General features: G+C 55.1%; 15 protein-coding genes, 1 tRNA gene, 3 rRNA genes and 1 other annotated feature. Of the genes, 12 read left to right on the top strand and 7 right to left on the bottom strand.

What is annotated here, in order from left to right:
• The first annotated feature begins 19 nt into the window (after positions 1–19).
• The 4 genes from HF650_RS17925 to HF650_RS17910 all read left to right on the top strand — a co-directional run bounded on the left by HF650_RS17925 (position 20) and on the right by HF650_RS17910 (position 4,687).
• Positions 20–1,351, top strand: coding sequence for a PepSY-associated TM helix domain-containing protein (locus tag HF650_RS17925; protein WP_187799756.1), 1,332 nt, complete (start codon positions 20–22; stop codon positions 1,349–1,351).
• Positions 1,352–1,544: 193 nt separating this feature from the next.
• Positions 1,545–2,615 (top strand): 3-deoxy-7-phosphoheptulonate synthase AroF, encoded by a 1,071-nt coding sequence (gene aroF, locus HF650_RS17920; RefSeq protein WP_187799755.1) that lies wholly within the window; start codon positions 1,545–1,547, stop codon positions 2,613–2,615.
• Positions 2,616–2,624: 9 nt separating this feature from the next.
• Complete coding sequence (tyrA, locus tag HF650_RS17915; RefSeq protein WP_187799754.1) at positions 2,625–3,746, top strand: bifunctional chorismate mutase/prephenate dehydrogenase; 1,122 nt, start codon at positions 2,625–2,627, stop codon at positions 3,744–3,746.
• A 68-nt stretch (positions 3,747–3,814) separates the two neighbouring features.
• Positions 3,815–4,687, top strand: coding sequence for an SMP-30/gluconolactonase/LRE family protein (locus tag HF650_RS17910; RefSeq protein WP_187799753.1), 873 nt, complete (start codon positions 3,815–3,817; stop codon positions 4,685–4,687).
• Here the strand turns inward: HF650_RS17910 and pheA are convergent.
• The 4 genes from pheA to bamD all read right to left on the bottom strand — a co-directional run bounded on the left by pheA (position 4,684) and on the right by bamD (position 7,432).
• Positions 4,684–5,844 (bottom strand): bifunctional chorismate mutase/prephenate dehydratase, encoded by a 1,161-nt coding sequence (gene pheA, locus HF650_RS17905; RefSeq protein WP_187799752.1) that lies wholly within the window; start codon positions 5,842–5,844, stop codon positions 4,684–4,686. The two genes, HF650_RS17910 and pheA, sit on opposite strands and share 4 nt — an antisense overlap.
• 22 nt (positions 5,845–5,866) lie before the next feature.
• Positions 5,867–5,992: a sequence feature (Phe leader region), on the bottom strand.
• Positions 5,941–5,991: a pheA operon leader peptide PheL gene (pheL, locus tag HF650_RS17900; protein ID WP_223284335.1), complete on the bottom strand. Its 51-nt coding sequence runs from the start codon at positions 5,989–5,991 to the stop codon at positions 5,941–5,943. Its footprint overlaps the feature before it by 51 nt.
• Before the next feature lie 98 nt (positions 5,993–6,090).
• Positions 6,091–6,426 carry a ribosome-associated translation inhibitor RaiA gene (raiA, locus tag HF650_RS17895; RefSeq protein WP_187799751.1) on the bottom strand — a complete coding sequence of 112 codons (336 nt, stop codon included), beginning with the start codon at positions 6,424–6,426 and terminating at the stop codon, positions 6,091–6,093.
• Positions 6,427–6,694: 268 nt separating this feature from the next.
• Entirely contained in the window at positions 6,695–7,432 is a 738-nt protein-coding gene (bamD, locus tag HF650_RS17890; RefSeq protein ID WP_187799750.1) for an outer membrane protein assembly factor BamD, read from the bottom strand.
• 131 nt (positions 7,433–7,563) lie between these two features.
• Here bamD and rluD point away from each other — a divergent pair, with 131 nt between their 5' ends.
• The 8 genes from rluD to HF650_RS17850 all read left to right on the top strand — a co-directional run bounded on the left by rluD (position 7,564) and on the right by HF650_RS17850 (position 19,124).
• A complete protein-coding gene (gene rluD, locus HF650_RS17885; protein ID WP_187799749.1) occupies positions 7,564–8,544 on the top strand; it encodes a 23S rRNA pseudouridine(1911/1915/1917) synthase RluD in 981 nt (326 codons plus the stop codon).
• Positions 8,541–9,272, top strand: a complete 732-nt coding sequence (yfiH, locus tag HF650_RS17880) for a purine nucleoside phosphorylase YfiH (protein ID WP_187799748.1) — start codon at positions 8,541–8,543, stop codon at positions 9,270–9,272. Before rluD ends, yfiH begins: the two co-directional genes overlap by 4 nt.
• A 128-nt stretch (positions 9,273–9,400) precedes the next feature.
• The gene (clpB, locus tag HF650_RS17875) at positions 9,401–11,974 is read left to right on the top strand and encodes an ATP-dependent chaperone ClpB (protein WP_187799747.1); all 2,574 of its coding nucleotides are present in this window, start codon (positions 9,401–9,403) and stop codon (positions 11,972–11,974) included.
• 428 nt (positions 11,975–12,402) lie between these two features.
• Positions 12,403–13,944 (top strand): 16S ribosomal RNA (locus HF650_RS17870).
• 84 nt (positions 13,945–14,028) lie between these two features.
• Positions 14,029–14,104, top strand: a tRNA-Glu gene (locus tag HF650_RS17865).
• 201 nt (positions 14,105–14,305) lie between these two features.
• A 23S ribosomal RNA gene (locus HF650_RS17860) occupies positions 14,306–17,211 on the top strand.
• Positions 17,212–17,412: 201 nt separating this feature from the next.
• Positions 17,413–17,528 (top strand): 5S ribosomal RNA (gene rrf, locus HF650_RS17855).
• The 16S, 23S and 5S rRNA genes sit together here with 1 tRNA gene alongside, the layout of an rRNA operon.
• Before the next feature lie 297 nt (positions 17,529–17,825).
• Positions 17,826–19,124: an MFS transporter gene (locus HF650_RS17850; protein WP_187799746.1), complete on the top strand. Its 1,299-nt coding sequence runs from the start codon at positions 17,826–17,828 to the stop codon at positions 19,122–19,124.
• Here the strand turns inward: HF650_RS17850 and HF650_RS17845 are convergent.
• From HF650_RS17845 to pat, 3 genes are all read right to left on the bottom strand, one after another.
• Positions 19,121–19,444 (bottom strand): YfiM family lipoprotein, encoded by a 324-nt coding sequence (locus HF650_RS17845; RefSeq protein WP_187799745.1) that lies wholly within the window; start codon positions 19,442–19,444, stop codon positions 19,121–19,123. The genes HF650_RS17850 and HF650_RS17845 overlap by 4 nt on opposite strands.
• Before the next feature lie 47 nt (positions 19,445–19,491).
• The gene (pssA, locus tag HF650_RS17840) at positions 19,492–20,847 is read right to left on the bottom strand and encodes a CDP-diacylglycerol--serine O-phosphatidyltransferase (protein ID WP_187802741.1); all 1,356 of its coding nucleotides are present in this window, start codon (positions 20,845–20,847) and stop codon (positions 19,492–19,494) included.
• 113 nt (positions 20,848–20,960) lie between these two features.
• Positions 20,961–23,621 carry a protein lysine acetyltransferase gene (pat, locus tag HF650_RS17835; protein WP_187799744.1) on the bottom strand — a complete coding sequence of 887 codons (2,661 nt, stop codon included), beginning with the start codon at positions 23,619–23,621 and terminating at the stop codon, positions 20,961–20,963.
• Positions 23,622–23,629 lie beyond the last annotated feature (8 nt).

The raw sequence follows: 23,629 nt of genomic DNA, 5'->3' as shown, positions 1-23,629 counted from the left end.
GCGCTTTTTGAGGAAAAGTATGACTTCCTGCACCTCTCGTGCGGCGTGGCTTAACCTGCTGCGACGCCTCCATTTCTATATTGGCCTGTTTGTCGGCCCCTTTATCTTTATCGCCGCGCTGAGCGGTACGCTCTACGTTGCCACGCCGCAGCTGGAAAACTGGCTTTACCACGATGCGCTGTATGGCGTGGAGAGCGGCGAGCGACAGCCGCTGGCTGACCAGCTTCGTGTCGCCGAACAGGTGACGGGCGGCCATCTGCGTTTACAGGCAGTGCGCCCGGGCTTGAGCGACAACGAGACGACGCGGGTGATGTTTGCAGATCCGCAGCTTGGCGTCTCGGAGAGCCGGGCGATTTTTGTCGATCCGGTGTCGTTACAGGTAAAAGGGGATATGACCGTCTACGGCACCAGCGGTATTTTGCCGCTGCGCCAGTGGATTGATTACTTGCATCGTTCGCTGCTGCTGGGCGATCCCGGCAGGCTTTATAGTGAACTGGCGGCATCGTGGATGTGGATCGCCGCGCTCGGCGGCATTGCGCTGTGGTTTTTTACCCGGCCGAAACGGCGCATCAATAACCGCGTGCAGAACCATCGCCGGCTCCACGTTACGCTCGGCTGGCTGCTGCTGGCAGGCATGCTGCTCTTCTCCGCTACCGGCCTGACCTGGTCGCAGTGGGCGGGCGGCAACGTTGATAAACTGCGCGCCGCGTTTAACTGGATGACGCCGCAGGTTAACACGCAGCTCCAGGGCGAAGCCGCACCGGCCGATCCGCATGCCGAGCACCATATGCATCACCAAGGGATGGCGATGCCCGACATGGCGCTTAACCCGGCGCTACTTGACGCGGTGCTCGTCCGCGCGCAGGGAGCCGGAATTACGGCAGAGAAAGTTGAGATCCGCCCGCCGCGCGATGCGGAACACGCCTGGACGGTTACGGAGATCGATCGCCGCTGGCCGACGCAGGTGGATGCAGTTGCCGTTGCAGGAAGTTCACTGGCAGTGATAGATCATGTCCACTTCGACGAATTCCCGCTGATGGCGAAGTTGACGCGCTGGGGCGTAGATTTTCATATGGGCGTGCTGTTTGGCCTTACCAACCAACTGCTGTTAATCGCCTTTGGCAGCGCGCTGTGCGTGATGATTATCGTCGGCTATCGTTTGTGGTGGATCCGCCGTCCGGCGGTGAGCGAGACGCTGCTCCACGTCTGGCTGCAACTGCCCATTGTAGGCCGGTGTGGGGTGCTGATGATTGCACTGCTGCTGGGGTTGGCAATGCCGGTCATGGGCGGCAGCTTACTGCTGTTTATGCTGGTCGATATCCTGCGCTGGCGCGGAAAACACAGCGCATAAAGGCAGTATAAATCGTCATCGGCTGCTGATTGTAAACTTATAATTACACTCGGCAGTCTTCTAAATGCTACAAAAGTTGATTGTGTAACGAAATCTGTACGTATTGTGGATTGAAATCTTTACCTGATGTGATATGGTGTCAGCTCCCTCGCTTGAGGAACCCTATCGCACACGAGCCATACAGGATTTGATCATGCAAAAAGACGCGCTGAACAACGTACACATCACCGACGAGCAGGTTCTGATCACCCCGGAACAGCTGAAAACTGCTTTCCCGCTGACCCGCGAACAAGAGGCGCAAATCGCGCAATCCCGCCAGACCATCTCCAACATCATTGCCGGGCGCGATCCGCGCCTGCTGGTGGTCTGCGGTCCTTGTTCCATTCACGACCCGGAAGCAGCGCTCGAGTACGCCCGTCGGTTTAAAACCCTTGCCGCAGAGGTCAGCGATAGCCTCTACCTGGTGATGCGCGTCTATTTTGAAAAACCCCGTACCACCGTTGGCTGGAAGGGGCTGATTAACGATCCGCACATGGATGGCTCGTTTGATGTGGAAGCTGGCCTGAAGATTGCGCGTCGTCTGCTGGTGGAGTTAGTCAGCATGGGCCTGCCGCTGGCGACCGAAGCGCTCGATCCGAACAGCCCGCAGTTCCTCGGCGATCTCTTTAGCTGGTCAGCGATTGGCGCACGCACCACCGAGTCACAAACCCACCGTGAAATGGCCTCCGGTTTGTCGATGCCGGTTGGCTTCAAAAACGGTACCGATGGCAGCCTGGCTACCGCCATCAATGCGATGCGCGCGGCTGCGATGCCGCACCGCTTCGTTGGCATTAACCAGGCCGGACAAGTCTGCCTGCTGCAAACCCAGGGCAACCCGGATGGTCACGTGATCCTGCGCGGTGGCAAAGCGCCAAACTACAGCCCGGCGGATGTTGCGCAGTGTGAAAAAGAGATGCAGCAGGCGGGACTGAAACCGTCGCTGATGGTAGATTGCAGCCACGGGAATTCCAATAAAGATTACCGTCGCCAGCCTGCCGTTGCCGAATCTGTCGTCGCACAGATCAAAGATGGCAACCGTTCGATTACCGGCCTGATGATTGAGAGCAACATTCACGAAGGCAATCAATCATCCGAGCAGCCGCGCTGTGATATGAAATACGGCGTCTCCGTCACCGATGCCTGCATCAGCTGGGAGGCGACCGAAGCGCTGCTGCGTGAAATAGACAGCGATCTGCGCAATAGCCTGGCGGCGCGTTTTGCATAAGAGGGTGTTATGGCTGCTGAACTGACCGCGCTGCGCGATCAAATTGATGAAGTGGATAAGGCGCTGCTGGGGCTGCTGGCGCGCCGGCTGGAGCTGGTGGCGCAGGTGGGTGAAGTTAAAAGCCACTACGGGCTGCCGATTTATGTTCCCGAGCGCGAAGCCTCAATGCTGGCTTCGCGTCGTAAAGAGGCCGAGGCGCTGGGCGTGCCGCCCGATCTGATTGAGGATGTGCTGCGCCGCGTGATGCGCGAATCCTACTCCAGCGAAAACGACAAAGGGTTTAAAACGCTCTGTCCTGCGCTGCGTCCGGTCGTCATTGTTGGCGGTGGCGGCCAGATGGGGAAACTCTTCAGCAAAATGTTGACGCTCTCCGGCTATCAGGTGCGCACGCTGGAGAAAGAGGATTGGGCGCAGGCGCAGACGCTGCTGGCGGATGCCGGCATGGTAATTGTCAGCGTGCCGATCCACGTCACCGAAGCGGTGATTGCGAAGCTGCCGCCGCTGCCGGAGGATTGCATTCTGGTCGATTTGGCGTCGGTGAAAAGCGGTCCGCTGCAGGCGATGTTATCGGCGCATAAAGGGCCGGTGCTCGGCCTGCATCCGATGTTTGGCCCGGATAGCGGCAGCCTCGCCAAGCAGGTAGTCGTGTGGTGCGATGGCCGCAAGCCGGAAGCGTATCAGTGGTTCCTGGAGCAGATTCAGGTGTGGGGCGCGCGGCTGCACCGTATCAGCGCCGTCGAGCACGATCAGAACATGGCCTTTATCCAGGCGCTGCGGCACTTTGCCACCTTTGCCTACGGCCTGCATCTGGCGGAAGAGAATGTGCAGCTTGAGCAGCTGCTGTCGCTCTCATCGCCCATCTACCGTCTTGAGCTGGCGATGGTGGGGCGGCTGTTCGCCCAGGATCCGCAGCTCTACGCCGACATTATTATGTCCTCGCCCGATAACCTGGCGCTGATCAAGCGTTACTACCAGCGCTTCGGCGAAGCGATTGGCCTGCTGGAGCAGGGCGATAAGCAGGCGTTTATCGACAGCTTCCGCAAAGTTGAACACTGGTTTGGCGATTATGCCCAGCGTTTCCAGAGCGAGAGCCGTACCCTGTTACGCCAGGCCAACGACAGCCGGGCGTAACGTCAAAAGCCGTTTATACTGAAAAGCCAGTGGTCACCCGCTGGCTTTTTCTATTTAAGGGATGCGCAATGGCTGAGTTGCAGAGACTGTTTGATTACACCGGACATTTACCTGAGTGCCCGACCTGGAGCGAAGCGGAACAGGCGCTCTACTGGGCTGATATTCTCGAAGGGGAAATCCACCGTTACCGGCTGGAGACGGGCGAGCATACGGTGCTCTCGTTCCCGGAAGAGGTAGGCTGTTTCGCGCTGCGTGAGAAGGGCGGTTTTATCGTCGCCATGCGGCAGGCCATCTGGCTGACGGACGAGCGCGGGCTGCTGCGACAAAAAGTGTGCGATAACCCGTCGAACCCGCAGCTGGCGCGGTTTAACGATGGCGGCACCGATCATCATGGCCGCTTTTATGCCGGCACTTTCTGGGCACCGGGCGATTACAACGGCGCGCTGCTGCTGCGGGTCGATAACGATCTGACGCCGAAAGTGGTGCAGTGCGATATTCATGGCGCAAACGGCCTGGCCTTCAGCCATGACAAACAGTGGATGTTCACCTCTGACACCCCGCACGGCGTGATTTACCGTACACCGCTGGATGAGCAGGGCGAGCCGGGGCGGCGTGAGTTGTTCCGTCGCTTTAATCCCGGCGAAGGGATCCCGGACGGTGCGGCAATGGATGTCGAAGGGTGCTACTGGAGCGCGATGTATGACGGCTGGAGAATTGCGCGTTTCTCACCGCAGGGCGAACAGCTGGAGGAGTACCGCTTGCCGGTGCGCTGCCCGACGATGGTCTGTTTCGGCGGGGCAGATATGAAAACCCTGTTTATTACAACCACTCGCGAAAATATGGATGCGCAGGAAATTGCCGATTATCCGCTTTCTGGTGCCATCTTCACCCTGCCTGTGTCGGTGGCAGGGATGAAGAAAGCGCTCTTTATCGAGCGTTAAACCGGGTCGACCGGCACAACGTTTTCGCTGGGGTAGCAGCCCAGCACTTTCAGCGAGCGGGTGATGCTGCCCAACTCGCGCAGTGCTTTTTGCATCGCGCTGGCGTGCAGGTTGGCCTGAATATCCAGATAGAACATCTCCTCCCACGGGTTGCCGTGAATTGGGCGCGACTCCAGCTTGGTCATGATCAGGTTGTGGTTGCGCAGCACCAGCAGCGCTTCTACCAGCGCACCCGCCTGTTGCCCGGTCGCCATCAGCAGCGTGGTTTTCGCCGGCACCTGCTCAGAGACGTCAATCGCTTTACGCGCCAGCACCACAAAACGGGTGATGTTCTGCGTCTGGTTCGCCAGGTTGCGCTCTAACACCTGTAAACCATACAGGGCGCCACCCGGTTCATTGCCCAGCGCCGCGACGTTCGGTGAGTTCAGTTGGACAACTTTCTCCATCGCCGCCGATGTGCTTTCGCAATACTCAATCTTCCAGTGCGGATAGCGGTTCAGGAACTGGCTGCACTGCTGGAATGGCTGCGGATGGCTATAGACCGTCTGGATCTGTTCAAGAGCGGTGGTACCTGATACCAGCACGCAGTGGTCGATTGGCACCGTTAGCTCGCCGACAATCGACAGGCTGGTGTGCTGAAGCAGATCGTAGACATCGTTAATCGCGCCAGAGCTGGTGTTCTCTAGCGGCACAACGGCATAATCTGCCTGGCCGGTTTCGACCTGATTAAAAATATCCTGGAAACGCGCGCAGCCGCTCTCGATAAACTGCTCGAAATGGCGCGCGGCATACTGGCGCGCCGCGAGATGGGAATAGGAGCCTTTCGGGCCAAGAAACGCGATACGCGCAGAGCGTGGGTTGATGTTGTTGAGGTGGTGCTGGAGCAGGGCTTGCTGAGTGAGAACAGAGTCTTCAATGATGAGCTGAAACAGGCGGGTGATATAGTGGGCATCTAAATGATGCGTTTTGCCAAGCTCGATTAAATGTTCCAGCAGGGCCCGCTCTCTATCGATATCGCGTACCGGGCGGTGTGAGGCGAGTTTCGCTTTGCCAACTTCAACGGAGAGCTGGCGGCGCTCGGCCAGCAGTGTCAGCAACTGCTCGTCGAGCGTGCTGATCTTCACGCGTAAATCCAGTAAGGGGTTTTCAGCCGTCATGTTGTTGCCTTTCATTGTTATCAATAAAAAAGCCTCCCGGGTTGGGAGGCTTTATTGTTCGTCTTCGCACTTTTTCTCACAAAACGAATCGCCTCCCTAACTGGGGAAGGTAAAAAAGAGTGCGAAGAGAAACGGGGTATTTTTCATCATTTTTCCTGTCGAACGAAGCAGTTAAAGTAACTGCTCTCTTTTCGCTCTGTCAATAAAAAACGCGCCCGCAGGCGCGTTGGAAACTCAATGTAGAGACTACTCTTCTTCTTCAACGAAGTTGGCATCTTTGACCGATGTTGCGGCGCGACGCGCTTCGCCTTTGTGCTGCACTTTATTGAGCTGCCGTTCCAGCTTGTTGATCAAATCGTTGATGGCGATATACATATCATCATGTTTAGCGCTGGCGACAAGCTGCCCGTTAGGCGTATTGATAGTCGCATCGGCGGTAAAACCCTGAGGCTCTTTAGAGAGGACGATATGGGGATTAATCAGCTGAGTTTGCCATTTATCCAGTTTGGCGAGACGGTCGGTGACATGCTGGCGGATTGCCGGAGTAATTTCCATTTGTTTACTGGTAATGTTCATTGTCATACATCTTACCTCTCTGTCTTTCCGTCTAAGTCATTTCAGCATAGCGCGCCTAATGTCAAAATGTGTGATTAAAATCACGTAATTTTGTCACTTTTTGTCAAAGACGAGGGGTTTGTGAGGCAGGGCAGGAAGAGGCGAAATTTAGCTTGTCGGATGAGAAGTTAGCGGTCATAGTTGATAGGTTACATCGACGCGAAAGCGCGACAGCGATGCATTTAACGGATAAAAAAACGGCAGCCCGCGGGCTGCCGTTTTGCGTTTACTGACGTTATGCGTTGCTGTTGTTAGCAGCGATAATTTTCGCCACTTTGTCAGCCTGCGCATTGAGCTGCAGCTCGCGGTAAGCGCGCTCCATCAATGGCAGCGCATCACGCGTTGCTTTGGTATCGGGGAAATCACGCAGCATACCTTCCACGCGATTGGTCACCGCAACCCAGGCACCGCGATCGGTGTAGTACTGCGCGACGGAGTATTCATACTTGGCCAGGCGATCTTTCAGGTAGACCAGACGCTTGCTGGCATCGGTCGCATATTGACTTTGCGGGTAACCGCGCACCAGACGTGAGAAGTCATTGAACGCATCACGCGCATGAGCCGGATCGCGGTCGCTGCGGTCAACGCCGAAGAAGCCCTGCAGCGCGCTGTCATCAAGCGCCATGTTGGTCAACCCGCGCATATACATCACGTAATCGATGTTCGGGTGAGTTGGGTTCAGACGAATAAAGCGATCGATAGCAGCCTGCGCCAGCGGCAGATCGGCGTTTTTGTAGTAGGCGTAGATGAGATCTAACTGCACTTGCTGGGAGTAAGGACCAAACGGATAACGATTATCCAGAGCTTCCAGTTGCGTTATTGCCGCCTTCCAGTTACCGTCTTGCAGCTTTTGCTGGGCGGTCGCGTAGATTTCGTTTGGTGGATTATCAGGCACCTCTTCCTTAGAACCGGAGCAACCTGCCAAAGCCAGACTTAACGTGGCGGCTGCCACCAGATATTTCAAGCGCGTCATAACGTTTAGACTTTCCTCAGAATGTTCATGCGGGAGATTCTTTACTCCTGCTCCCGACTAAGACCAGCTACAATAGCACACTATATTAAACGGCGAAGCCGTAAAACCCAACGTTAACGAAGAAGCTGTATATGGCACAACTGGTACAACTCACCGCAACGGTATCCGAGAATCAACTCGGTCAACGCTTAGATCAGGCTTTGGCCGAATTGTTCCCTGATTATTCACGTTCGCGTATAAAAGAATGGATTCTCGATCAGCGCGTACTGGTCAACGATGTCGTTAGCGACAAACCGAAAGAGAAAGTATTGGGCGGTGAGCGCATTGCCATCAATGCGGAAATTGAAGAGGAAGCGCGCTTTGAGCCGCAGGATATTCCTCTCAATATCGTCTATGAAGATGACGACATTCTGGTCATTAATAAGCCGCGCGACTTTGTCGTCCATCCCGGCGCCGGTAACCCTGACGGCACTGTGCTGAATGCCCTACTTCACTACTATCCGCCGATTGCCGACGTGCCGCGCGCCGGTATTGTGCACCGTCTGGATAAAGACACCACCGGCCTGATGGTGGTCGCGAAAACCGTTCCGGCGCAAACCCGACTGGTTGAATCTTTGCAGCTGCGTGAAATCACCCGTGAATATGAAGCGGTCGCTATCGGTCACATGACTGCGGGCGGTACGGTGGAGGAGCCTATCAGCCGCCATCCCACCAAACGCACCCATATGTCCGTTCACCCGATGGGCAAACCGGCCGTGACGCACTACCGCATTATGGAGCATTTCCGCATCCATACGCGTTTGCGTCTGCGCCTTGAGACCGGCCGTACGCACCAGATCCGTGTGCATATGGCGCATATCACCCATCCGCTGGTGGGCGATCAGCTCTATGGTGGTCGTCCTCGTCCGCCGAAAGGCGCGTCGGATGAGTTTATTGATGCGCTGCGCAAGTTTGACCGCCAGGCGCTGCACGCGACCATGCTGCGTCTCTACCATCCGATTAGCGGTATCGAAATGGAGTGGCATGCACCGATTCCACAAGATATGGTCGATCTGATCGCCGCCATGCGCGCGGATTTTGAAACCCATAAGGATGATGTCGCCTGGTTATGACCAAACTGATCGTCCCGGACTGGCCGCTGCCGAAAGGCGTGGCGGCCTGCAGCTCAACGCGTATCGGCGGCGTAAGCCTGCCGCCCTATGATGCCCTGAACCTCGGTGCGCACTGCGGTGATAACAGCGAGCATGTCGAAGAGAACCGCGCGCGCCTGTTTGCGGCGGCGGGTTTGCCTTCAAAACCGGTCTGGCTCGAGCAGGTGCATGGCACGGCGGTGTTGAAGCTCGACGGCGAGCCCTACTCCTCGAAACGCGCGGATGCTTCATACAGTAATACGCCGGGCACGGTGTGCGCAGTGATGACCGCCGACTGCCTGCCGGTACTGTTTTGTAACCGGGATGGCAGTGAAGTGGCGGCAGCTCATGCTGGCTGGCGCGGGCTTTGCGCCGGCGTGCTGGAAGAGACGATAGCTTGTTTTGCCGACAAACCTGAAAACGTGCTGGCGTGGCTTGGCCCGGCGATTGGTCCGCAAGCGTTCGAAGTGGGGCCGGAAGTGCGTGAAGCATTTATGGCTCACGATGCCGCAGCCGAAAGCGCGTTTCGCCCGCAGGGTGAAAAATATTTTGCTGATATTTATCAGCTGGCGCGTCAGCGGCTGGCAAGCGTCGGCGTTGAGCATATCTACGGCGGCGAACACTGCACCTTCAGCCAGCAGAGTGATTTTTTCTCATACCGTCGGGACAAGACGACCGGGCGTATGGCAAGTTTCATTTGGCTGATATAACCTAGCGAATCAAGACGATCCAGCACGCGTAAGTTTTCTTCGCATAAATCAGGTCAATCACCTTGAATAATTGAGGGATGACCTCATTTAATCTCCAGTAGCAAATTTGACCTGTTATGGGAGGAGTTATGCGTCTGGATCGTCTTACCAATAAATTCCAGCTTGCTCTTGCCGATGCCCAGTCACTCTCACTGGGGCACGACAACCAATTCATCGAACCACTTCATTTAATGAGCGCTTTACTGAACCAGGAAGGCGGTTCGGTTCAACCTTTATTAACCTCTGCCGGTGTCAATGCTGGCCAGTTACGTATTGCCATCGAACAGGCGCTGAGCCGCTTACCCCAGGTGGAAGGTACCGGCGGTGATGTGCAGCCTTCGCAGGATTTGATGCGCGTGCTTAACCTTTGCGACAAGCTGGCGCAAAAACGGGGTGATAACTTTATATCGTCAGAGCTGTTTGTTCTGGCTGCGCTGGAGTCACGCGGCACGCTGACGGATTTGCTGAAATCCGCTGGCGCAACGACCGCGAATGTGACCCAGGCTATCGAGCAGATGCGTGGGGGAGAGAACGTGAACGATCAGGGGGCTGAAGACCAACGTCAGGCCTTGAAAAAATTTACCGTCGATCTGACCGAACGGGCCGAGCAGGGCAAACTTGACCCGGTTATTGGTCGTGACGAAGAGATCCGCCGTACCATCCAGGTGCTGCAGCGCCGTACTAAAAACAACCCGGTATTAATTGGTGAGCCGGGTGTCGGTAAAACTGCCATTGTTGAAGGGCTGGCGCAGCGCATTGTGAATGGCGAAGTGCCGGAAGGGCTGAAGGGCCGTCGCGTACTGGCACTGGATATGGGCGCGCTGGTCGCCGGGGCAAAATATCGCGGTGAGTTTGAGGAGCGCCTGAAAGGTGTGCTCAACGATCTTTCCAAACAGGAGGGTAATGTCATCCTGTTTATTGATGAGTTGCACACCATGGTCGGTGCCGGTAAAGCCGATGGCGCAATGGATGCCGGGAACATGCTGAAACCGGCACTGGCGCGCGGTGAGCTGCACTGCGTTGGCGCAACTACGCTTGATGAGTATCGTCAGTACATCGAAAAAGATGCCGCGCTGGAGCGCCGTTTCCAGAAAGTGCTGGTGGCGGAACCTTCGGTTGAAGACACCATCGCGATTCTGCGCGGCCTGAAAGAGCGCTACGAGCTGCACCACCATGTGCAGATCACCGACCCGGCAATTGTCGCGGCGGCATCGCTATCGCATCGCTACATCGCCGATCGGCAGTTGCCGGATAAAGCGATCGACCTGATTGATGAAGCGGCATCCAGCATTCGTATGCAGATTGATTCGAAGCCTGAAGAACTCGATCGGCTTGACCGGCGCATTATTCAGCTCAAACTGGAACAGCGCGCGTTGATGAAAGAGTCTGATGACGCGAGTAAAAAACGCCTCGAAATGCTGAATGAGGAGCTGGAGGAGAAAGAGCGCCAATACTCCTCCCTGGAAGAGGAGTGGAAAGCCGAAAAAGCTTCCCTTTCCGGAACGCAGACGATTAAAGCCGAGCTTGAGCAGGCGAAAATTGCTATGGAACAGGCGCGTCGTAATGGCGATCTGGGCAGAATGTCTGAATTGCAGTATGGCAAAATCCCTGAGCTGGAGAAACAGCTGGCGGCCTCTACTCAGAGTGAAGGCAAAACTATGCGCCTGCTGCGTAACCGTGTAACCGATGCTGAGATCGCCGAAGTGCTGGCGCGCTGGACCGGTATCCCCGTTTCGCGAATGATGGAAGGTGAGCGTGAGAAACTGCTGCGCATGGAGCACGACCTGCATCATCGCGTGATTGGTCAGGATGAGGCTGTCGATGCGGTCTCTAACGCCATTCGCCGCAGCCGCGCAGGGCTGTCCGATCCGAACCGCCCGATTGGCTCCTTCCTCTTCCTTGGTCCGACCGGGGTCGGGAAAACCGAGCTGTGCAAAGCGCTGGCAAACTTTATGTTTGATAGCGACGACGCCATGGTGCGTATCGACATGTCTGAGTTTATGGAGAAACACTCCGTGTCGCGGCTGGTTGGTGCGCCTCCGGGCTATGTCGGATATGAAGAGGGCGGTTATCTGACGGAAGCAGTTCGTCGGCGTCCCTACTCCGTCATTCTGCTGGACGAAGTTGAGAAAGCGCACCCGGATGTCTTCAACATTCTGTTGCAGGTGCTCGATGATGGGCGGCTGACGGACGGGCAGGGGAGAACGGTAGACTTCCGTAATACGGTGGTCATCATGACCTCAAACCTGGGATCGGATCTGATTCAGGAACGTTTTGGCGATCTCGACTACGGCCATATGAAAGAGCTGGTGATGGGCGTGGTGAGCCAGAGCTTCCGTCCTGAATTCATCAACCGTATAGATGAAGTCGTGGTGTTCCATCCGTTAGGTGAAAAACACATTGCGTCTATTGCGCAGATTCAGCTGCAACGGTTGTATAAACGTCTTGAAGAGCGCGGCTATAGTGTGACGCTGTCTGACGAGGCGCTGAAACTGCTTAGCGCAAATGGATACGATCCGGTGTATGGCGCACGACCGTTGAAACGTGCGATCCAGCAACAGATAGAGAACCCGCTGGCGCAGCAGATCCTCTCCGGTACCCTGATTCCAGGTCAGCCGATACAGCTGGCGGTGAAAGATGACCGCATTGTTGCTGTTCAATAAAAGATGAGAAATGGGAAACGGGCCTTTTGGGGCCCGTTTTTGTTTAAAAAAAGTGCAGAAATGGAGCTCTTTCGCATTTTCTGCCTGGAAAGTGAGCGAACGGTGATTTTTTTCAAATTAGGGGTTGTCAGCAGGAATTAACTGCCTATAATGCGCCTCCACTGACACGGCACAACGGCAAACACACCGGTCTGTCAGGTGAAGAAATCTGAAAATAATCAGTTGACTTCACAGCGGGAAAGCGTAATATGCACACCCCGCGCCGCAGCGAAAAGCGAAGCGGCACTGCTCTTTAACAATTTATCAGACAATCTGTGTGGGCACTCAGGTGACATGGATTCTTAATGTCTTCGGACACTAAATGAATACCAAGTCTCACGGGTGAACACGTAATTCATTACGGTTTAATTCGATGAGCATCAAACTTTAAATTGAAGAGTTTGATCATGGCTCAGATTGAACGCTGGCGGCAGGCCTAACACATGCAAGTCGAACGGTAACAGGAAGCAGCTTGCTGCTTTGCTGACGAGTGGCGGACGGGTGAGTAATGTCTGGGAAACTGCCTGATGGAGGGGGATAACTACTGGAAACGGTAGCTAATACCGCATAACGTCGCAAGACCAAAGAGGGGGACCTTCGGGCCTCTTGCCATCAGATGTGCCCAGATGGGATTAGCTAGTAGGTGGGGTAACGGCTCACCTAGGCGACGATCCCTAGCTGGTCTGAGAGGATGACCAGCCACACTGGAACTGAGACACGGTCCAGACTCCTACGGGAGGCAGCAGTGGGGAATATTGCACAATGGGCGCAAGCCTGATGCAGCCATGCCGCGTGTATGAAGAAGGCCTTCGGGTTGTAAAGTACTTTCAGCGGGGAGGAAGGCGATGCGGTTAATAACCGCGTCGATTGACGTTACCCGCAGAAGAAGCACCGGCTAACTCCGTGCCAGCAGCCGCGGTAATACGGAGGGTGCAAGCGTTAATCGGAATTACTGGGCGTAAAGCGCACGCAGGCGGTCTGTCAAGTCGGATGTGAAATCCCCGGGCTCAACCTGGGAACTGCATCCGAAACTGGCAGGCTTGAGTCTCGTAGAGGGGGGTAGAATTCCAGGTGTAGCGGTGAAATGCGTAGAGATCTGGAGGAATACCGGTGGCGAAGGCGGCCCCCTGGACGAAGACTGACGCTCAGGTGCGAAAGCGTGGGGAGCAAACAGGATTAGATACCCTGGTAGTCCACGCCGTAAACGATGTCGACTTGGAGGTTGTGCCCTTGAGGCGTGGCTTCCGGAGCTAACGCGTTAAGTCGACCGCCTGGGGAGTACGGCCGCAAGGTTAAAACTCAAATGAATTGACGGGGGCCCGCACAAGCGGTGGAGCATGTGGTTTAATTCGATGCAACGCGAAGAACCTTACCTGGTCTTGACATCCACAGAACTTTCCAGAGATGGATTGGTGCCTTCGGGAACTGTGAGACAGGTGCTGCATGGCTGTCGTCAGCTCGTGTTGTGAAATGTTGGGTTAAGTCCCGCAACGAGCGCAACCCTTATCCTTTGTTGCCAGCGGTTAGGCCGGGAACTCAAAGGAGACTGCCAGTGATAAACTGGAGGAAGGTGGGGATGACGTCAAGTCATCATGGCCCTTACGACCAGGGCTACACACGTGCTACAATGGCGCATACAAAGAGAAGCGACCTCGCGAGAGCAAGCGGACCTCATAAAGTGCGTCGTAGTCCGGATTGGAGTCTGCAACTCGACTCCATGAAGTCGGAATCGCTAGTAATCGTGAATCAGAATGTCACGGTGAATACGTTCCCGGGCCTTGTACACACCGCCCGTCACACCATGGGAGTGGGTTGCAAAAGAAGTAGGTAGCTTAACCTTCGGGAGGGCGCTTACCACTTTGTGATTCATGACTGGGGTGAAGTCGTAACAAGGTAACCGTAGGGGAACCTGCGGTTGGATCACCTCCTTACCTTAAAGAACCTTTCCCTGTAGTGCTCACACAGATTGTCTGATGAAAAGTAAATAGCAAGGCGTCTTGCGAGTGAGACTTTGTGTCCCCTTCGTCTAGAGGCCCAGGACACCGCCCTTTCACGGCGGTAACAGGGGTTCGAATCCCCTAGGGGACGCCACTTGCTGGTCTGTGAGTGAAAGTCACCTGCCGATGTATCTCAAACCTGATTCCTGTGTGAACAGCGAGTCATGTCTGAGATATTTGCTCTTTAAAAATCTGGATCAAGCTGAAAATTGAAACACTGAACAATGCGAATTGTTCTGTGAGTCTCTCAAATTTTCGCAACTTAAGGTGTTCTCGAAACATCTTCGGGTTGTGAGGTTAAGCGACTAAGCGTACACGGTGGATGCCCTGGCAGTCAGAGGCGATGAAGGACGTGCTAATCTGCGAAAAGCGCCGGTAAGGTGATATGAACCGTTATAACCGGCGATGTCCGAATGGGGAAACCCAGTGCAATCCGTTGCACTATCGTTAACTGAATACATAGGTTAACGAGGCGAACCGGGGGAACTGAAACATCTAAGTACCCCGAGGAAAAGAAATCAACCGAGATTCCCCCAGTAGCGGCGAGCGAACGGGGAACAGCCCAGAGCCTGAATCAGCCTGAGTGTTAGTGGAAGCGTCTGGAAAGTCGCGCGATACAGGGTGACAGCCCCGTACACAAAAGCACTCTGGCTGTGAGCTCGATGAGTAGGGCGGGACACGTGGTATCCTGTCTGAATATGGGGGGACCATCCTCCAAGGCTAAATACTCCTGACTGACCGATAGTGAACCAGTACCGTGAGGGAAAGGCGAAAAGAACCCCGGCGAGGGGAGTGAAAAAGAACCTGAAACCGTGTACGTACAAGCAGTGGGAGCCTCTTTATGGGGTGACTGCGTACCTTTTGTATAATGGGTCAGCGACTTATATTCTGTAGCAAGGTTAACCGTATAGGGGAGCCGAAGGGAAACCGAGTCTTAACTGGGCGTTAAGTTGCAGGGTATAGACCCGAAACCCGGTGATCTAGCCATGGGCAGGTTGAAGGTTGGGTAACACTAACTGGAGGACCGAACCGACTAATGTTGAAAAATTAGCGGATGACCTGTGGCTGGGGGTGAAAGGCCAATCAAACCGGGAGATAGCTGGTTCTCCCCGAAAGCTATTTAGGTAGCGCCTCGTGAATTCATCTCCGGGGGTAGAGCACTGTTTCGGCTAGGGGGCCATCCCGGCTTACCAACCCGATGCAAACTACGAATACCGGAGAATGTTATCACGGGAGACACACGGCGGGTGCTAACGTCCGTCGTGAAGAGGGAAACAACCCAGACCGCCAGCTAAGGTCCCAAAGTCATGGTTAAGTGGGAAACGATGTGGGAAGGCCCAGACAGCCAGGATGTTGGCTTAGAAGCAGCCATCATTTAAAGAAAGCGTAATAGCTCACTGGTCGAGTCGGCCTGCGCGGAAGATGTAACGGGGCTAAACCATGCACCGAAGCTGCGGCAGCGACACTATGTGTTGTTGGGTAGGGGAGCGTTCTGTAAGCCTGCGAAGGTGTGCTGTGAGGCATGCTGGAGGTATCAGAAGTGCGAATGCTGACATAAGTAACGATAAAGCGGGTGAAAAGCCCGCTCGCCGGAAGACCAAGGGTTCCTGTCCAACGTTAATCGGGGCAGGGTGAGTCGACCCCTAAGGCGAGGCCGAAAGGCGTAGTCGATGGGAAACAGGTTAATATTCCTGTACTTGGTGTTACTGCGAAGGGGGGACGGAGAAGGCTATGTCGGCCGGGCGACGGTTGTCCCGGTTTAAGCGTGTAGGTGTGTGTTCCAGGTAAATCCGGTTCACTCTAACACTGAGGCGTGATGACGAGGCACTACGGTGCTGAAGTGACAAATGCCCTGCTTCCAGGAAAAGCCTCTAAGCATCAGGTAACACGAAATCGTACCCCAAACCGACACAGGTGGTCAGGTAGAGAATACCAAGGCGCTTGAGAGAACTCGGGTGAAGGAACTAGGCAAAATGGTGCCGTAACTTCGGGAGAAGGCACGCTGGTGCGTAGGTGAAGTGACTTGCTCACGGAGCTGAAACCAGTCGAAGATACCAGCTGGCTGCAACTGTTTATTAAAAACACAGCACTGTGCAAACACGAAAGTGGACGTATACGGTGTGACGCCTGCCCGGTGCCGGAAGGTTAATTGATGGGGTCAACCGCAAGGTGAAGCTCTTGATCGAAGCCCCGGTAAACGGCGGCCGTAACTATAACGGTCCTAAGGTAGCGAAATTCCTTGTCGGGTAAGTTCCGACCTGCACGAATGGCGTAATGATGGCCAGGCTGTCTCCACCCGAGACTCAGTGAAATTGAACTCGCTGTGAAGATGCAGTGTACCCGCGGCAAGACGGAAAGACCCCGTGAACCTTTACTATAGCTTGACACTGAACATTGAGCCTTGATGTGTAGGATAGGTGGGAGGCTTTGAAGCGTGGACGCCAGTCTGCGTGGAGCCAACCTTGAAATACCACCCTTTAATGTTTGATGTTCTAACGTGGACCCGTGATCCGGGTTGCGGACAGTGTCTGGTGGGTAGTTTGACTGGGGCGGTCTCCTCCTAAAGCGTAACGGAGGAGCACGAAGGTCAGCTAATCCTGGTCGGACATCAGGAGGTTAGTGCAATGGCATAAGCTGGCTTGACTGCGAGCGTGACGGCGCGAGCAGGTGCGAAAGCAGGTCATAGTGATCCGGTGGTTCTGAATGGAAGGGCCATCGCTCAACGGATAAAAGGTACTCCGGGGATAACAGGCTGATACCGCCCAAGAGTTCATATCGACGGCGGTGTTTGGCACCTCGATGTCGGCTCATCACATCCTGGGGCTGAAGTAGGTCCCAAGGGTATGGCTGTTCGCCATTTAAAGTGGTACGCGAGCTGGGTTTAGAACGTCGTGAGACAGTTCGGTCCCTATCTGCCGTGGGCGCTGGAGAATTGAGGGGGGCTGCTCCTAGTACGAGAGGACCGGAGTGGACGCATCACTGGTGTTCGGGTTGTCATGCCAATGGCACTGCCCGGTAGCTAAATGCGGAAGAGATAAGTGCTGAAAGCATCTAAGCACGAAACTTGCCCCGAGATGAGTTCTCCCTGAGACTTTAAGTCTCCTGAAGGAACGTTGAAGACGACGACGTTGATAGGCCGGGTGTGTAAGCGCAGCGATGCGTTGAGCTAACCGGTACTAATGAACCGTGAGGCTTAACCTTACAACGCCGAAGATGTTTTGGCGTGAGAGAAGATTTTCAGCTGATACCAGATTAGATGTTAAGTCCGAAGGATTTTACGCAGCAGCAAGGCGGCAACTGAGACGAGACGACAGGAGCATACTGAAGTATGTGACTGTTGCGAGCGAAGGCAGCCAACGCAGAAGCGGCGTAAAAGACACAGGACGGAGCACAAAGAATTTGCCTGGCGGCAACAGCGCGGTGGTCCCACCTGACCCCATGCCGAACTCAGAAGTGAAACGCCGTAGCGCCGATGGTAGTGTGGGGTCTCCCCATGCGAGAGTAGGGAACTGCCAGGCATCAAACAAAGCGAAAGCCTCATGCGAAAGCATGAGGCTTTTTGCTATTCTTTTTCCCTATCGCCTGGCTTGCTGAAAGCATTGTTAATCCCTTAGCTTATAAGCCCGCCGCCGTAATGTATCACTATAAATTTGTCCGCCTGGTCATAATCTTAATTACTTACCTCCCTGGGCCAAAATGCGAGATCTATCACCTTTTGGACATAACAAAGATGTAACATCGCACTCTTTTGTCCACATTGAGCAGGGACGTTCGCTCTAAAAATAATACCTATTGTAAGCAGGAGTTACATTCTAATGGCTGAAAACAGCAAGAAAAACAGTGAATCGCTAACCAGCAGCGATACGCGTCGCCGGGTATGGGCTATCGTCGGCGCCTCTTCGGGGAATCTGGTAGAGTGGTTCGATTTTTACGTCTATTCTTTTTGCTCCCTCTATTTCGCGCACATCTTTTTTCCGCAAGGTAACCCTACCACCCAACTTCTTCAGACTGCCGGTGTCTTTGCCGCGGGTTTTTTGATGCGTCCTATCGGTGGCTGGTTATTCGGTCGTATTGCCGATCGGCACGGGCGTAAAAGATCGATGCTGATCTCCGTCTGCATGATGTGTTTAGGCTCATTGGTGATCGCGTGCTTACCGGGATATGAAACCATCGGAACTTGGGCGCCAGCATTGCTGCTGTTGGCTCGTCTCTTCCAGGGGCTGTCGGTCGGTGGTGAGTACGGCACAAGCGCGACCTATATGAGTGAGGTGGCAATAGAAGGGCGCAAAGGGTTTTATGCGTCATTTCAGTACGTTACCCTGATTGGCGGACAACTGCTGGCATTACTGGTTGTAGTGATCCTGCAGCAGGTGATGGAGGACTCGGAGCTTAGGGCCTGGGGATGGCGTATACCTTTCGCTCTGGGCGCTGCGCTGGCTATTGTCGCGCTCTGGTTACGCCGCCAGCTTGATGAAACCTCCCAGCATGACGTGCGTTCCCTGAAAGAAGCTGGTTCCATGAAAGGATTGTGGCGCAACCGCAAAGCATTTCTAATGGTGCTTGGCTTCACGGCCGGCGGCTCGCTCACCTTCTACACCTTTACCACCTACATGCAGAAATACCTGGTCAACACAGCTGGCATGCATGCGAACGTCGCCAGTGTCATCATGACCGCCGCGCTGTTCGTTTTTATGCTGATCCAGCCGATTATTGGTGCCTTGTCCGATCGTATCGGCCGTCGTACATCCATGCTGTTATTTGGTGGGCTGGCGACCGTCTGTACGGTACCGATCCTGACAGCACTGCACAGCGTCACCTCACCCTATGCCGCTTTCGCGCTTGTTATGCTTGCGCTGGTGATTGCCAGTTTCTACACCTCAATCAGTGGGATATTGAAAGCGGAGATGTTCCCGGCGCAGGTGCGCGCCCTGGGCGTTGGCTTATCTTACGCCGTGGCCAATGCGGTGTTTGGTGGCTCGGCCGAATACGTGGCGCTGTCGTTAAAATCAGTCGGTTTCGAAACGGCTTTCTTCTGGTATGTTACCGCTATGGGCGCAGTGGCATTTCTGGTATCGCTGATGCTACATCGCAAAGGGAAGGGCATACGGCTTTAACGTTCAGCCAGCTGCCACACGGCATAGCCCGTTGTGGCACCGGCAACATCCCAGGCGAAATCCTTCCAGCTCCAGCCGCTCCCCGCCGGGCGGCTGTCCCAAAGCTCCTTCGACGCACCAAGGCTTACCGAAAACATCACACCAAAAAGGGCACTGCGATCGCGGCTGATGCCCTGATGCTGCGCATACTCATTGCCTGCGGCTGAGAGCATCGCCGAGGCGAGAAAGTGCTGCGCTTTATCCTGGCCGCTCCAGCCATCGTTCGCCATATGGCTACAGCCGGTGAGTAAAAGGGTGCTTAACAGAAGGGCTTTGTTCATACACAGGGGCCTGAAAAAAAGCCCCGTCACAGGACAGGGCTTCAAGATTAGAGGATGCGGCTGATCAGTTTATCAATGCGGATACGGCGCAAGCGACGAATAAGCTTACGCACTTTCACCGGGTACTCGGCGATGCTTTGCAGATCGCGATAGTGATTCACCACCGTCGTATGGGTGCGGATAAGTTCCAGCTCTTTATCGCGCTGGGCCGCCAGCTGCTGTTTCGGATCGTGTATCAACACTGCGTTTTCCAGATCCAGACGCCATGCGCGCGGGTTGAGGTTATTCCCCGTCAGCAGCATCCACTCATCGTCGACCCACATCCCTTTAAGGTGATAACTGTTATCTCCATCTTTCCACAGGCGAACCACAAGCTGATCGGTATTAACGTAGTATTGCAGGCGGCTCAGGAAGCGGCGCAGGTTAATCTCATAGAGATAGGGCAGCGCGCCGATGATTTTAAACGGCTCATCTTCCGGTATAAAAAAGTCGTTCGCCGTTTTATCGCCAACAATAATCTCCACCTTTTTCCCGTCGCGCAGCAGCTGGATAATGTTACGAACCAGCACCGCCGGCAGGTTGAAGTAGGGAGTACAGATGGTCAGTTTCTGCTCGGCACAGGGCATAAGATGGAAAATGGTTTTATTAAGCAGGCTTGATTTTCCGAGACCGACCAGCGGCGTAACCGCAAGTTCATCGTTGCTGGCATTGCCTTCAAAATGGAACGAGGCATCGCGCAACGCCTGGCGGAACTGGCGAATATCGTTTTTAATTTCCGGGCTTTTTGGCCGCTCTGGATCGTCAAGACGATTAACGCCGCGCCCGTGGATCAGGTTGGACTCCAGCCAGCCGCGCATCACTTCCGCCATCTGCGTATTGCGGATCAGCTGATAGCGGTCATAGCGGTATTTATCATGCTGATGGAGGTAAACATCATTGAGGCTCGCGCCGCTATAAAGCACCGCGTCATCAATAATAAAGCCTTTAAAATGGAGAACGCCGAGAGCTTCGCGCGTATTGACCGGCACGCCATAAACAGGAACATCAACGCCGGGATTCTCCTGTGCCAGGCGGCAGTACCAGTCAGCGTTGGTGTTCGACGCCGCAGCGCCAATGCGGCCACGCTGAGCGCGATGCCAGTCAACTAGCACACGCACATCCAGCTCCGGACGCTGACGTTTTGCTTCATACAGCGCGTTCATCACGCCTTTCCCGCCATCGTCCTGTTCCAGATAGAGAGCGATGATATAGATTTGACGCGTCGCGCTCGCTATCCGGGCAAGCAACGTCTCCCTGAAATCGGCCGGTGAGTAGAAGAACTCTACCTCATCAACTGACTGAGAAAGCTTGGGGAGTTGGGCAAGGTGTTGTTGATGTTTATTACGCTTAAATTTTGACAACATCACAGTGCGTTTCTTCTCTGTTTATTGAAGGGTCTTCTGTACCATGCAGACGACATAAGCGGGCAATAATAACACCGTGTCCACTAAAGTGGTCAACATTTCCAGTACCTTACTCAGGATTGCGCCGTCGGTATCAGAGGAAGCGAAAGCCCTACAATCCCGTCTTCCAGCTGGATATCGACATCAAATCCCAGTTTACGCGCCAGCGTCACCATCCCGCGATTGTTGGGCATAGTAATACCATTCAAATGTTTAAGTCCGTGATCTCGCGTATAGGCGATGAGTTTTTCCAACAGACGCCGCCCAAGCCCGAGACCTTTTAAATCAGAACGCACCAACACAGAAAATTCGGCATCAACGTTATCAGGATCGGATATCGCACGGGTTACGCCGAGGATCTCTTCACCCTGCTCCGTGCGGCGTACTGCGACAAATGCCATTTCCCGATCGTAGTCGATTTGCGTCATATTCGCTAAATCATCATGGGTAAATTCATTGATCTCACTAAAGTAACGGTAATAAAGATCCTCTTTGGTCACCCGTGAGATAAATTGCTGCAGCAAAGGCTCATCCTCCGGCAGAATCGGGCGGAACAGGCAGTGCTCGCCGTTTTTCATCGTCACGTGCTCTTCGAGATATTGCGGATAGGGGCGGATCGCCAGCCGCGCTTCGCCATTTTCTCTGGCCGCTTCTAACGTCATTGAGACATCCAGCGCCGTGAATTCGCTGCCGGATGCCAGAAGAGGGTGGATATCGAGGCGCGCAATCTCCGGGCAATCAATAATCAGATTGGAGACCTGTACTAAAAACTGGCTCAGCCCGGCAATATCCAGCGAGCGCAAGGCGCTGCGGCCACGGATCTTTTTACGCTTAATAGCCTGAATCACCAGGTAGCGGGCGAGATTCATATTGAGCGGCGGTAATGCCACCGCAGCCTGGTCTTCCGCACGCCACTCGACACCGCCTTCACCCAGCATAATCAACGGGCCGAACACCGGATCGTGCTCCACCACTACACGCAACTCCTGCGCACCTGCGCGGTTCGCCATGCTCTGCACCTGCAAACCCTGAATACGCGCCTGCGGCCAGTTGAGCTTAACGCGCTCAATAATCGCATCCGCCGCCTGCTGCACCTCTTTGGCGGTGCGTAGATAGAGCATTACCCCCTGAACTTCAGATTTATGCGGGATATCCGGCGAGCGCAGCTTTAGCGCGACGGGGTAGCCAATCTGCTCGGCAATATGCACCGCTTCGGCACTGTCGCCCGCAATCCAGGTTGGCAGCGTTTGCAGCCCCCAGGCGCGCAAAATAGGCTGAACTTCATGGGTGTCGAGCGTCGTTGCGCCCTCGGCCAGCGCCTGTTGCAGCAGGCGCCGCGCATCGGCGGTATCTGCAGTCAGGCGCAGTGAAAGCGCCGGGGTTTCACGCAGCTGCTTCTGGTTACGCCGGTACTCAACCATATGCATAAAAGCGGTGATGGTTCCTTCCGGGGTACGGTAAGTCGGCAGCCCCGCTTCGCTAAAGAGCCGACGCGCCTCCTGCGATGAGAACTCGCCGCACCAGTTTGTTAGCACGGTGACATATTTACCGCGCGGGTGTTTTTTCAACACCTCTATCAATGACAGCGCACTTTCGCTACCTGGAGCCGCGGCGCTGGGCGCGTGAATTACCATCAACGCATCGTAATCGTGGCTATCGAGCAGGATGTTGAGCGCGGCGGCGTAACGTTCACTACTGGCATCATCGCGCAGATCGAGCGGGTTTCCGGCGGCGACAGACTCCGGTAGTGCAGCAGAGAGTTGCGCCAGCGTCTCTTCGCTCAGTGTCGCCAGCTTGCCATTGCGTGACCAGAGCTGATCCAGCGCCAGCGCTGCGGGCGCCGCACCGTTGCTGATAATCATCAGCCGCTCGCCGCGTAGCGGGCGCATATGGCTCAGCGTCTCAACGGCGGAGAAGAGTTCATGAGTATCCTGTACGCGCAGTAAACCGGCGCGCTGGATTGCCGCGTCCCAGGCGGGATCGAGCCCGGCATGGGCATGCAGCAAGCGCTGCGCTTCGGGGCTGCGGCCACTCTTGATCACCAGAATCGGTTTATTGCGCGACGCGCTGCGGGCGGCGGAGACAAAACGGCGCGCATCGCTGAGGTGCTCTAGATAGAGCAGGATAGCGCTGGTCTTGCTGTCGCGGGCCAGGAAATCGAGCAGCTCATCAACATCAATATCCAGGCTATCGCCGAGCGCAATAAAGTAGGAGAAACCCATCTCGCGCTGCTGTGCCCAGTCAAGAATGGTATTGGAGACGGCGGCGGACTGGGAAATAAATGCCAGCTTGCCGCGCGTGATCGGCACCGGTGAGAAACTGGCGTTCAGCCCCTGCCACGGCGCGAGTAGGCCTAAGCTGTTTGGCCCGAGCAGGCGCATCTGATAGCGGCCTGCGCAGGCGAGGAGATCGGCATGTTGTTCCGGCGGGGCAGAGAGAATAATGCAGGTTTTACACCCCTTTTCACCAAGCGCCTCCAGTAGCGCGAGGTTGCGTTTCGCATGGGTGCAGAGCACTGCGAGGTCGGGGGTAAAGGGGAGGCTTGCGACATCTGGCCAGGCAAGCACGCCCTGCACGGCTTTATAGGCGGGCGTGACCGGCAGTACCGGCCCGGCAAAGCCGCCGGCGAGAAGGTTGCGCATCATCAGAAAACCGGCGCGTTCCGGTTTCATGGATGCACCAATAACCGCAATCGAACGGGGACGTAATAACGCTTCCAACCCTCGCTGGCTCATACCGGCCT

The organism is Kosakonia sp. SMBL-WEM22, assembly GCF_014490785.1.
Taxonomy (GTDB): Bacteria; Pseudomonadota; Gammaproteobacteria; order Enterobacterales; family Enterobacteriaceae; genus Kosakonia.
Note: the sequence above shows the minus strand (reverse complement) of the source record. Positions and strands in the feature narration are given on the sequence as shown.